We start from the raw sequence: 12,450 nt of genomic DNA, 5'->3' as shown, positions 1-12,450 counted from the left end.
GCAACACCCGGCTCACCCGCGTCCTGCACACCATTGCGGTTGGTGTCCACCCACACGAAGTCACCGAGGGAGTTGGTGACCTTGGCGTTGATACCGGCGTCGATCGTGTGGTCGGCCGTACCGGCCTTGCCCGTGGTCACCTGCGCCTTGCCCGCAGCGTCCACATTGGAGTCGATCACACGGTCGGGACCGGCTTCCTTCGTGGTCCACTTGATGCTCGCGAGCGGTGGCGCGCCAGGCAATGCGGCCGTGTTGATCCCGCTGTAGTCGAACGTCAGGTTGTAGCAGGTCTCCGGCTTCAGGCCATCCGCCGCACCGAAGTAGTACTCACCCTTGGCATTCGTCGTCTTCACCGGCAACGCGGCACCACCGGCACACGGCGTCGCCGTCACCTTCACCCCGGCCACCGCCGGCTCGTCGCCGTCCTGCACACCATCGGCATCGGTGTCGAACCAGACGCGGTTGCCCAGCTGCACCGGCGCCAGGTCACACAACGCCTCCAGGTCACCGAGACCGTTCGCCTTGCCCCAGCCCTCACCGTCGGTATCGCTGATCTGGTAGGAGTTCGGGTAGCCGTCGGCCATCATGCCGCCGTCCTCACGACCGAACCAACCGATACCACCGGTCCTGAAGTTGGTGGGGTCCATGACCGTGCTGGGCATCCGGGTCTCGCCGTACACCATGGCGATCGCGCCCTGCGCGGTTTCCTTGTGCGGGGCACCCGAGCTGTCCGCGAAGAACTCGCCGTTGTAGTACTCGACCACATCACTGGGCTGGCCACCGCCGGTGTTGGCCGGCGTGTTGTGGTTCGGGCAGTTCGCCGCGGTCCCCTCCCAGGCGAAGCTGCCGTCGGCCTGCAGACACGCCCGGTTGAGGTCGCCACCACTCTCGGTGTCCAGCCACACCCCCGTCACGGCGGAGGGCACCCACCTGCCGCCCTGGTCACCGAATCGGTCGCGGAACCCCAGCACGAGATCACCGTCGGCCTCGACACCGATGTCGGTCAGCAACGCCTGCGGATACGCCAGCTGGCCGTTGGAGGGTTCCGGCTCCTTGTAGGTCTTCATCCACGGCTGCCAGTGATCGCTCTGCAGATCTCCCGCCCACACCTTGCCGCGCTTGAAGGTCAGCGGCTGGCTGATCACCGGCGCGCTGAAAGCACCCGCGGTGAACTTCCGCACCACCACCTTCATGTCGGCCACGTTCTGCGTCGACTCACCCGAACAGACGCCACCGACGTACAGCACGCCGTCACGCACACCCAACCCACCGGGTCGCCAGTCACCCGCGTTGCCACACGGGGACGGGATCGCGTAGGACGCCTTCGGCGCGGCCGCGGTCGGCGCCGTGGCGTCGTAGACGTAGAGCTTCTTGTCCGCCAGGTTGACGACGTACAGCTCGCTGCCGTCCTCGGAGATGTCGACGTCGCCCAACGACTCCTTGCCGACAACGTCCGCAAAAGCGAGGTCGAAGTTGGTCGCCTGGACGTGCTTGGTGCTACCCGCGTTCGGCACAGTGGCGAACAGCGTCGTCACGCCACCACCGGCGGGCGTGACGTAGATCCCGCCCGGACCACCAGGGCCGTATTCCGTGAGCCGCTTCGCGAACGCGCCGGAGAAGACCCGCTTGTCCTGCTTGCGGTACGCGAGGCCGTAGAGCGGGCCCGTCGCACCCTGGTTCGCGATCTGCGCCGGCGCCGGGCCAGTACCCCGGTTCGTGAACGGGAACGTCACCAACGAACGCGCGGCGGGATCGACGTTGCTGCCACCATCCTGCTTGCGCACCGAGCGCTGGCAAGCGGTCACCAGCGTCGGGTTCGCCTGGCAGTAGTCGGACGGGTTCCACAGACCGGTCGTGACGGTGACGTTCTTACCGCCGGAGACGTCCACGAACATCGTGTTGCTCTCCAGCGTGGCCCCCGCCGGGGCCGGCTGCAGCGCACTGCCCGCGGGCGGGTTCACCTGCACCCGGTACTTCCCGCCGCTCACCGCGCCGAGACCCACCGCGACACTGCCGGACGCGTCGGTCGTCCCGGCCGCGGTCTTGCCCGCGGGATCGGTGACGAGCACGGACGCGCCCGCCACACCCAGTTCCAAGGCGGCCTCATAGGTGCCGTTGCCGTTGATGTCTCGTACGACCTTGACGGTCAGCGAGCCGTCGCCGGGCCCCGCGGTCGCGGGTGGCGGTACGACTGCGGCCGAAGCGGCTACGAGAGCAGCCACGGCGGCTATGCCGACTGCGCTTCTCACCAGGACTCTCCCACCGGAAGTGTTGATCACATTGACCTGGCCACGTTAATGGGAGAGAAGGGTGATGACGGATCGCTTGATAGCGCTAACGCGTTCCGGCGGAAAGACACGCAACGCGATCTACATTGGACAGTCGCACGAGGACTCACTCGTTCGAGGAAGTTAACCGCGCAACAAACTCACGATGTGTGAAACCAGCGCCGCGAGCCCGGTTCAGCTTGCCCCGAACTCGCCGACAGGGTGATACTTCGTCCGCGTCGACGCAGAAGGGACGCTGCGACGCGGGAATCGGCGCCGGTGCCGTGGTGACCACGCCACCGGCCCCAGCAGTGTCACAAGTGGACGATGTCCACCGGAGTGGTCAGCACCCGATCGTGGTTCACGGCGCGAATGCCGCCGGTGACGACGAACGATCCGCGCAGTGGCGTGTCCCGGGAAGAACCGCCGACGGCGAGGTCGATCCGGCCAGGTTCCACGATCCGCCGCAGGTCGACGCCGGTGAAGGCGAGACGGTCGGTGTGCAGCCGGAACGTCACTCGCGCGCGTTGTCCCGGCGCGAGGGCCACGCGGGCGAAACCGGCGAGCTGCTGGACGGGCCGGGCGAGCTGCGCGACCGGGTCGTCGAAGTAGAGCTGCACCACTTCCTCTCCGCCGCGCGGGCCGGTGTTCGTCACCGTGCAGCCGATGGTGATCTCGCCGTCCGACGCGATGGCGTCCGCGGACAGCTGGAGATCGTCGTAGCCGAACGTCGTGTAGGAAAGCCCGTGCCCGAACGGGAACGCCGGCGACGGATCGAGGTTGCTGACGCCCTCGGTGTTCCCGCCGAGCGGCGGGTGCAGGTAGGTGCCGGGCTGACCTCCGGGCAGGGCGGGGATCTGCACGGGCAGTTTGCCGCTGGGCACGACCCGGCCGCTCAGCACGCCCGCGAGAGCCGGGCCGCCCTCCTCTCCCGGGAAGAACGCCTGCACGATCGCCGCGGCCCTGCCCACGTACCGCCCGAGCGCGTAGGGACGGCCGGACACCACGAGCAGCACCACCGGGGTGCCGGTGGCCAGCAGCTGCTCGACGAGCTCGCCCTGCACCCCTGGGAGGTTCAGGTCCTCCGCGTCGCAGCCTTCACCGGACGTGCCGCGGCCGAAGAGTCCGGAGCGGTCGCCGACCACCGCGACGCACAGATCCGCGGCACGGGCGGCCGCGGCCGCGGCGGCGAAGCCCGACCGGTCGGCGTCCTTGATCGGGCAACCGGGTGCGGAGGCGACGGTCGCGCCCGGCAGTTCCGCGCGCAGGGCGTCGAGCAGGGACAGCGCCTCGACGCCGAGCGGCAGGTCGGGATGGCGGGGCAGCACGTGGTTGGGGAAGGAGTAGCAACCGAAGAACGCCTGCGGGTCATCCGCGCACGGACCCACCAGCGCGATCGATGCCTTGGCGGGCAACGGAAGCACACCCTGCGGGTTGTCGAGCAGAATGACGGCGCGCTCGGCGAGCCGGCGGGCGATGTCCCGGTTGCCCGGCGGGTCGAGGTCGACGGTGCCGGCCGGCTCCGGCGCCCAGTCGTCGTCCAGCAGACCCAGCTGGGCCTTCTGGCGCAGCACCCGCCGGACCGCGCGGTCGACGTGCTGCTCGTCGACCGCGCCGGACCGGATCCGGTCGAGGAGGTCCTCGCGGTAGCAGAGCGCGTCGGGCAGCTCGACGTCGATCCCCGCGCGCAACGCGAGCGCGCCGGCATCGCCGTAGGAGTCGGCCACGCGGTGCATGGTCGCGAGGAACGCGATCGACCAGTAGTCGGACACGACCGTGCCCTCGAAACCCCAGTCGTCGCGCAGGATGCCGGTGAGCAGGGACTCGTCGGCGCCGGCCGGAACGCCGTCGATGTCGTTGTAGGAGTTCATGACCGAACGCGCGCCGCCCTCGCGGACGGCCATTTCGAACGGCGGCAGGATGACGTCGTGCAGTTCGCGCCGGCCCATCGCGACCGGTGCGTGGTTGCGCGCCGCTCGTGAGGCCGAGTAGCCCGCGAAGTGCTTGAGCGTGGCCACGATTCCCGCACTCTCCAGGCCGCGGACGTACGCAGAGGCCATCATGCCCACTACGTGAGGATCTTCGCCGAGAGTCTCCTCGACCCGTCCCCACCGGTAGTCGCGCACGACGTCGAGCACCGGCGACAGTCCTTGATGGACACCCACCTGGCGCATGCCCGTGCCGATCGCGTGCGCCATCTGCTCGACCAGGGCGGGGTCGAACGTGGCGGCCCACGCCAGCGGAGCGGGGAACACCGAGGCGCGGTAGGTGGTGAAGCCGGTCAGGCACTCCTCGTGGACGATCGCGGGGATGCCCAGCCGGGTCTTCGCCACGAGCTCGCGCTGGAGCTCAGCGAGCGCGGCGGCTCCTTCCGCCGGATCCACCGGCCTGCTGCCGAACGGGCGGGTGAGGTGACCGATCCCGTGCCGGGTCGCGGTCTCGAAGTCGACCTGCTGGGCGAAGATGTCCTGCATCGGTGCGACGTTCTCGACCGCGACGTCCTCGTCGTCGGTGCCGTGCGAGGCACCCGGCCAGACGCTGCCGAGCTGGGCGAGCTTCTCCTCCAGCGTCATCACGCCGAGCAGTGCCTCGACGCGGTCGTCGGTGGCCGGCGGACGGCTGTTCGATGGCATGGGTCTTCCTTTGCGTGATGGGCTATTTGCCGAACCCGGCGGTCATGCCGCTGACGAGCTGACGGCGGCCGAGGACGTAGAGCACGAGGACGGGAACGGTCGACAGCACGACGGCCGCGAGCACCGCGGGGATGTTCACGGTGAACTGCCCCTGGAACGACCACAGCGCCAGCGGGAGCACCCGCTGCTCCGGGCTCTGGGTGAGGATCAACGGGAACAGGAACCCGTTCCAGACCGTGAGGCCGTCGTAGATCGCGACGGTGACGACCGCGGGTTTGGTCACCGGCAGCACCAGGCTCCACAAGGTGCGCCAGTCTCCCGCGCCGTCGACCCGCATCGCGTCGAAGAGCTCCTTCGGCACGTCCCGCAGGAAGTTGGCCAGGATGACCACCGTCAGCGGAATGGCGAACGCGATGGACGGCAGGATCAGCGCGAGCAGGGTGTCGTACAGCCGCAGCCTGGTGATCATGTAGTAGATCGGGATGATCACGGCCTGCAACGGGATGGCGAGCCCGAGCAGGAACAGTCTGTAGGTGACCGCGGCGGCGCGGCCGGTGCGGCGGACGACGACGTACGCGGCCATCAGCGACACCGCGACGGTGATCACGACGGTCACCAGGGTGACGACGACGCTGTTGGCGAAGTACGTGGCGAAGTCGTTGGCGAGGACCAGCCGGTAGTTGTCGAGCGTGGGATCGGACGGCGGCGCGAGCGGGTTGCCGTCGAAGAACCCGGCCTGGCTGCGCAGGCTCGTGACGACGACGTAGTAGACCGGCACGAGGATCACGAGCAGCCACAGGAACCCGCCGAGGCCACCGGCGAGGTTCGGGCGTGGACGGGCGGTCATCCGATTCCCTCCTGCTGGCTGCCGCGGTCGAACCGGGCGAGGCGCGACAGGCCCAGCGACAGCGCGACACCGACCACCACGAGCAGGACGGCGATGGTGCCGGCCCGGCCCATGTCGTTGTTGGAGAACCCGGTCAGGTACATGTCGAGCGGCAGCAGCCGGGTCGCGTTGCCCGGTCCTCCCCCGGTCAGGACGAACACGATGTCGAAGTAGGTCAACGATCCGACGAGCATCAGCGTCGAGGACGTGATGATCGTGTAGCGCAGCTGCGGCAGCGTGATGCTGACGAACTGGCGCACCGGACCGGCGCCGTCGATGGCCGCCGCCTCGTAGAGCACCGCCGGGATCTGCCGTGCGCCCGCCTGGTAGAGCAACGTGTGGAACGGGATGAACTGCCACCCGATGACGAACACGACGACGAACAGGACGAGATCGGGGTCGCCCAGCCAGTCCTGCGACAGCGCCGCGAGGTGCAGCGCCTGGCTCATCCCGAAGTTCGGGTCGAGCAACGCCTTGAACGCGATGGCGACCGCCGCGGACGACAGGAGCAGCGGCAGGAAGTACAGCACCCCGAGCAGCTCGCGGTAGCGGCCGCGGCGCGCGGTGAACAGACCGAGCAGCAGCGCGAACGGCGTCTGCACCACCCAGGACAGGACCATCACCTTGGCGCTGAGCCAGATCGCCTCGTGCGTGACCGGGTCGCCGAGCACCGCCGGCCAGTTCGCGAGGCCCGCCCAGGACGGGGTGCCGAGTCCGTCCCAGCGCGTCAGGCTGAGCACGGCGACGCCGGCGAGCGGGGCCAGGGCGAACACGGCGAAGAACACCAGCGCGGGCACCGCCATGAACAACGTCGGCCCGCGCCTTTCGCGCACGGTGCTCATGGCTTGATCGTCTTGTTCATCGTGTCGGTGAACTGCCGCGGGGTGATCTGCTTCAGGAACACCTGGCTCAGCGCCGTCAGCAGCGCGTCGGCCTGGCCGGGGTCGAGCGCCTGGTCCCACGAGAGCTGGAAGCTCGGCGCGTCACCGGCGAGCTTGTAGACGTCCGACAGGTAGGCGCCGTCGGGCGACGCGCTGATCTTGCTCTCCAGCCCCTTGACCGGCGGCACGGCGCCGCCCGCGAGCAGTGCGTCGACGTACTGCGGGCTCATCACGCCGTCCTTGAGGTAGGACAACGCGGCCTGCTTCTGCGCGTCGGACGCGGTCGCTGCGATCGACCAGAAGTTGGCCGGGTTGCCGACGATGTTCGCGGGGTCGCCCTTGCCGCCCGCGACGGCGGGGAACGTGGTGTGGCCGAGCTTGCCGCCGGAGACGAACCCGGCGTTGGCGGTCTTGATCGTCGGGTACGCCCAGCTGCCCATCAGGTACATCGCGGCCTTGCCGGTGTAGAGCAGCGCGAGGTCGGCGTTGCTGTCCGTGGCGATCGACGCGAACCCGTTGACGAACCCTCCCGCGTCGACGAGCTGCTGGATCATGGTGTTGGCCTGCAGCACCGCGGGGTTCGACCACGAGTCCGGCTTGTTCGCGGCGATGTCGGCGAACACCTGCGGGCCGCCGATGCGGTCGACGAGGTACTCCAGCCACATCAGCATCGGCCACTTGCTCTGCCCGCCCAGGCTGAACGGGGCGATGCCCGCGCTCTTGAACTCGGCCACGAGCGACAGCAGGTCGTCCCACGTCTTCGGCGGCTCGGCGCCGACGCGGGTGAAGAGCTCCTTGTTGTAGTAGAGGACGACCGGCTGCATGGCGTTGTTCGGCAGCGCGTAGGTCTTGTCGCCCACCGTGCCGGTCTTCACCACCGACGGCAGGAACCGGCCGGCGAGCTGCGGATCGGCGGCCACCTCGTCGCTGAGGTCGAGCACCTTGCCGGCGTCCACCCAGGACTTGAGCGTGCCGCCGCCCCAGCTGAACAGCAGGGTCGGTCCCTGGTTCGCGCCGAGCGCGGTGCGGACCTTCTGCTTGTACGCGTCGTTGGCGAAGAACGTCGGCGTGATGGCGGCGTCGGGATGGGCCTTGTTCCACGAGCCGAACGAGGACCGGAAGGTCTGCTCGTCCCCGCCGGTGAGCGACCAGGCCGTCGCCGTACCGCCGGCCGCGCTCGGTCCGCTGGTGCCGCACGCGGCGACGAGGGTGACGGCGACGGCCGCCACGGCAGTGAGTTGCTTTGGGAGTTGCTTTGGGAGTTGCTTTCGGAACATCATTGTTGCCGTCCTGTCGAAAAGTTTTCGAAACATAGGTGCAACTAGTTCGAGTAAAGTAGGCAGCAGAGTTTTCGAGCGTCAACGGCTGAAGCTTCGCAAAGTTTTCGGCAGGGTTTCACCAGGTGAAGGGGGAAGTCGGTGACCGAGGAAGCCACCCGGCGACGCGTCACGCTCGGCGCGATCGCGCGCTCGGCCGGCGTGTCGATCGCAACGGTGTCGAAAGTGATCAACGGCCGCAGCGACGTGGCACCGGCCACGCGCGCCCGGATCCAGGCCGCGCTGCTCGACCACGACTACGTCGCCCGCGGCCTCGGTGGCGTGCCCCAGGGCGGCCGCAGCCTCGAACTCGTCTTCGACGCGCTGGAGACCCCGAACAACCTGGAGATCGTCCGCGGCGTCACCGAGGCGGTCGCCGACGCGGGCATCGCGGTCGTCGTCGGCGTGCTGCCCGACGACCCGATCGGCGCGGAGTGGGCGCGCCGGATCGCCAACGCCCAGCGGGAAGGCGTCATCCTCGTCACCTCCACGCTGTCGCAGCAGCAGCGCAACCACTTCACCGAGACCGGCGTCCCGCTCGTGCTCATCGACCCGGTGAACATCCCGGACCAGTCGCTGCCGAGCATCGGCGCGACGAACTTCAGCGGCGGCATGGACGCCGCCAAACACCTCACCGAACTCGGCCACCGCCGCATCGGCATGGTCGAGGGGCGAGCCGGCGCGCTGTGCGGGGTCGCCCGGCTGCACGGCTACCACGCCGCACTGGCCGCGGCCGGCATCCCGGCGGACCCCGGCCTCATCCGTCCCGGCGACTTCACGTTCCAGAGCGGCTACCAGGCAGGCCTGGACCTGCTCGCCCTGCCCGACCCGCCGACCGCGGTCTTCGCCGCCAACGACCCGGAAGCACTGGGCGTCATGGCCGCGGCCCGAGTCCGCGGCCTGCGCATCCCGGAAGACCTCAGCGTCGTCGGCTTCGACGACATGTCCCCCAGCCGCTGGGCGTCACCACCGCTCACCACGGTGCGGCAGCCGTTCGCCGAAATGGGCCGTGCCGCCGCCGACGCCCTGCTCCGGCTCGCGGCCGGCGACACCCTGAACAGCACCCGCGTGGAACTCGCCACCACGCTCGTCGTCCGCGAGTCCACCGCACCACCGCGCGGCGCCTGACCGGACATCCGTTCGGAGCAATACCGCCGATCACCTTTCCATTCATTGTGGAATTAATGCACGAAATAGGCGATGGACCGTAACACGGCCTTCGGCGCGACGATGAGAGGAACATCAGACGACGGGACGTGACCAATGCGCATTCCACCGTTCAGTGTTCGCCGCTCCGCAACCGTTCTGACCACCACCGCCTTGCTCGTGGCAGTCAACTCGGGACTGGCCCACGCCGGCCCGCCGCCCGCGATCCAGTGCGGCGACACCGTCACCACCGACATCAGCCTTTCCGCCGACCTGCACTGCACTGGCCCCGGCCTCATCGTCAAGGCCGCCAACGTCGTCGTGAACCTCAAGGGCCACAGCATCACCGGATCCGGCACCGGCACCGGCATCTCCGCGGTCGAACAGGCCGGAGTCCGCGTGCGGAACGGCAGGATCTCGAATTTCGACCGCGGCGTCTTCTTCGCGGAATCGATTGACGGCGAACTCGTCGATCTGATCCTCACGGACAACACCGGTCACAACGTCCAAACCGCGGACAACAGCACCGGCTTCAAACTGACCGGCTGCAAGATCCGCCGCGGTGGCGTGGAAATCAACACCACCTCCGGGCTCACCGTGACCGGCTCCGAATTCAGTCAGGCCGCGATCGAACTCAAGCTCACCAGCCGCTCGCCGCACTTCTCCGGCTCCACCTTCGTCGACAGCCCGATCACGTTCTCGACGAACGCGAACAACGGTTCCCTGACCGGCAGCACCTTGATCAGGTCCGGGGTGAGCCTGCGCGAGGCGGACGACCTGACGGTGTCCGGCAACACCTTCAAGCAGGGCTACGTCCGGGTGCTGAACGGCTCGCACAACACCACGATCACCGACAACCGCTTCAGCGACGGCGACCGCGCGGTGTTCGTCCAGCAGGCGATCTCGTCGGCCAACCTTCGCATCATCCGCAACAGGTTCACCGGAAACCAGATCGGGGTGGACGCGTCCGACGTGTTCGTCGGCATGGAGAACGGGATCACGATCTCCGGCAACGCGTTCGTCGACAACGCGGTCGCCGGGATCCTCCTCGACTCCGCCGCGGTGCACAGCCCCTACTGGGTGCGGATCGAGAAGAACGTCCTGAAGGCGAACGGGAAGAGCTCCGGTGGGCGAGTCGACAAGGCCGGGCGTCCGATCAACGACGGGATCCACGTGAACGTGCCGGCGAACAGCCCGGTGGAGATCACCGGGAACTTCACCAAGGGGAACGCCGACTACGGCATCGAGGCGGTCCCGGGCTCGGTGACGGACGGCGGTGGCAACGTCTCGCACGGCGATCCGTCCGGCTGCCTGGGCGTGGTGTGCTCGTAGCGGCGAGGAACGCGGGGTGACCGAGCGCATCGGTCACCCCGTCCGCGTCACGCGCAGGTGTCACGTCCGCACAGGCGAAACGCACTGTCCTTAATGGACCGGAGAGCAACCGCGCGACGCAGTGATGACGTCCGCGACACACCCCGGGTTGCCCCCGCGAGGGGGATCTCACCCTTTCACTACTTCACTAGTGAAAGGTGTTACGGTCGGGACCATGCACAGACCACCCGACCAGACGCTGCCGGTCATCGCCGAAAGCGTGAGCAAGAGGTACCGCAGGGGATGGGCGCTGCGGGAGACGTCGCTGGTGATCCCGCCCCACCGGGTCGTGGCGCTCGTCGGCCCGAACGGTGCGGGCAAGAGCACGCTGATGGGGCTCACCACCGGCCTGCTGCGGCCGACGACCGGGGCGATCACCGTCTTCGGTGAACGCCCGACCGGCAGGGGACTGCACCCGGCGGTCTCCTACCTGGCGCAGCAGAAGCCGCTGTACCCGCAGTTCACCGTGGCCGAGACGCTGACGTACGGGGCGCGCACCAACCCGACCTGGGACCAGGGTTATGCCGAGTACCTGGTCGAGCAGGCCGGCGTGCCGATGCCCGCGAAGATCGGCACGCTGTCCGGCGGGCAGCGCACCCGCGTCGCGCTGGCGCTGGCGCTGGGCAAGCGGCCGCGGCTGCTGCTGCTCGACGAGCCGCTGGCCGATCTGGATCCGCTGGCCCGCGAGACGGTGCTGCGCGCGCTGATCACCGAGGCGAAGACCCAGGGCATCACCGTGGTGCTGTCCTCGCACGTGCTGGCGGAGCTGGAAGGCGTGTGCGACCACCTCGTCCTGCTCCACAAAGGACAGGTACTGCTGGCCGGGGACGTCGGCCGGCTCAGCCCGAACGGCGTTCCGCTCGGGCAACTGGTTCTCCACCACATGCGCACGGCGGCGGCACAGGAGGAAGCGGCATGATCTGGGCTTCGTGGCGGCAGCAGCGCCTGCAACTGATCACCCTGCTCGGCCTGCTGGTCGTCGGCGCGGCAGCCATCGCGCTGCTGCGGTCGAACATGATCGACGACCTCACCTCGGCGAAGCTCACCGGCTGCGTGACGGCGCCCCTCGACCAGTGCACGGCACCGGCGAAGGCGGTGAAGGGCTTCGCGGAGGCGTGGGCGAACCCGCTGGACATGGGGCGGATGCTGATCATCTGCGCGCCCGCCCTGATCGGCGTCTTCATCGGGGCTCCCCTCTTCGCCAGGGAGCTGGAACAGGGCACCCACGTGCTGGCCTTCACCCAGTCGGTGAGCCGTACCCGGTGGATGGCGAGCAAGCTGCTGATCGCGCTGGTGCCGGCGCTCGTCGTGCTGGTCGCGCTCCAGTGGCTGGTCTCGTGGTTGCTGGCCGCGGCCGGCACGCTGGGGCCGTTGATGAACGGTCCGTTCACGGCCATCAACTTCGGCATCGCGCACGTCTCCCCGGTCGGCTACGCGCTGTTCGCCTTCGCCCTCGGCACCTTCCTCGGCGTGGTGTCCCGCCGCAGCCTGGTGGCGATGACCGCGGGGCTCGGCGCCTTCGTCGCCGTGCGCCTCGCCCTGGCCGGCGTGGTGGACCGCCTGGTTCCCGCCCAGCGCGTGGAGGTGACGGCCGACCAGCAGCTGACCGTGCACCAGGACGGCAGCCTGGTGCTCGACGAGGGCTATCTCGACGCCGCCGGGCAACCTGTTCCCGCGGACAGGGTCAGGACTCTGATCGACGCCTGCAAGAGCACACCGCAGGGGACGGGGACGGCGGACTCGCAGCGGGAGTTCATGGCCTGCCTGCCGAAGTCCGGTCTCGCCGAGCAGTACGCGGACGTCATCCCGGAGAGCCAGGCCTGGCAGGTGCACCTCGTCGACGCCTCGATCTTCTGCGCGCTCGCCGTCCTGCTGCTGGCGGGCACCACCTGGGCGCTGCGCCGACAGAGCTGACCGGATTGGAGGCCCCCAGCCGCGGCAGCACCTATG

The 12,450-nt window shown here is 68.9% G+C and carries 9 protein-coding genes; 4 read left to right on the top strand and 5 right to left on the bottom strand.

The window, feature by feature from the left end:
* The 5 genes from ACWEIJ_RS30945 to ACWEIJ_RS30925 form a co-directional block, all read right to left on the bottom strand.
* The coding region (locus tag ACWEIJ_RS30945) for an SdrD B-like domain-containing protein (protein WP_449840769.1) at positions 1-2,249 on the bottom strand (2,249 nt) is incomplete at its 3' end.
* 332 nt (positions 2,250-2,581) lie between these two features.
* Positions 2,582-4,900, bottom strand: a complete 2,319-nt coding sequence (locus ACWEIJ_RS30940) for a beta-xylosidase/alpha-l-arabinosidase (protein ID WP_449840768.1) — start codon at positions 4,898-4,900, stop codon at positions 2,582-2,584.
* 22 nt (positions 4,901-4,922) lie between these two features.
* The gene (locus ACWEIJ_RS30935) at positions 4,923-5,747 is read right to left on the bottom strand and encodes a carbohydrate ABC transporter permease (protein WP_449840767.1); all 825 of its coding nucleotides are present in this window, start codon (positions 5,745-5,747) and stop codon (positions 4,923-4,925) included.
* Positions 5,744-6,628 (bottom strand): carbohydrate ABC transporter permease, encoded by an 885-nt coding sequence (locus ACWEIJ_RS30930; RefSeq protein WP_449840766.1) that lies wholly within the window; start codon positions 6,626-6,628, stop codon positions 5,744-5,746. Before ACWEIJ_RS30930 ends, ACWEIJ_RS30935 begins: the two co-directional genes overlap by 4 nt.
* Positions 6,625-7,944, bottom strand: coding sequence for an extracellular solute-binding protein (locus tag ACWEIJ_RS30925; protein ID WP_449840781.1), 1,320 nt, complete (start codon positions 7,942-7,944; stop codon positions 6,625-6,627). Before ACWEIJ_RS30925 ends, ACWEIJ_RS30930 begins: the two co-directional genes overlap by 4 nt.
* 141 nt (positions 7,945-8,085) lie before the next feature.
* Here ACWEIJ_RS30925 and ACWEIJ_RS30920 point away from each other — a divergent pair, with 141 nt between their 5' ends.
* The 4 genes from ACWEIJ_RS30920 (at position 8,086) to ACWEIJ_RS30905 (ending at position 12,414) form a co-directional block, all read left to right on the top strand.
* Positions 8,086-9,111, top strand: coding sequence for a LacI family DNA-binding transcriptional regulator (locus tag ACWEIJ_RS30920; protein WP_449840765.1), 1,026 nt, complete (start codon positions 8,086-8,088; stop codon positions 9,109-9,111).
* A 198-nt stretch (positions 9,112-9,309) separates the two neighbouring features.
* Positions 9,310-10,461: a right-handed parallel beta-helix repeat-containing protein gene (locus ACWEIJ_RS30915; RefSeq protein ID WP_449840764.1), complete on the top strand. Its 1,152-nt coding sequence runs from the start codon at positions 9,310-9,312 to the stop codon at positions 10,459-10,461.
* A 214-nt stretch (positions 10,462-10,675) separates the two neighbouring features.
* The gene (locus ACWEIJ_RS30910) at positions 10,676-11,419 is read left to right on the top strand and encodes an ABC transporter ATP-binding protein (protein WP_449840763.1); all 744 of its coding nucleotides are present in this window, start codon (positions 10,676-10,678) and stop codon (positions 11,417-11,419) included.
* Complete coding sequence (locus ACWEIJ_RS30905) at positions 11,416-12,414, top strand: ABC transporter permease (RefSeq protein ID WP_449840762.1); 999 nt, start codon at positions 11,416-11,418, stop codon at positions 12,412-12,414. The genes ACWEIJ_RS30910 and ACWEIJ_RS30905 overlap by 4 nt, the downstream gene beginning before the upstream one ends.
* Positions 12,415-12,450: the final 36 nt, after the last annotated feature.

It is taken from the genome of Lentzea sp. NPDC004789 (assembly GCF_053601075.1).
Note: the sequence above shows the minus strand (reverse complement) of the source record. Positions and strands in the feature narration are given on the sequence as shown.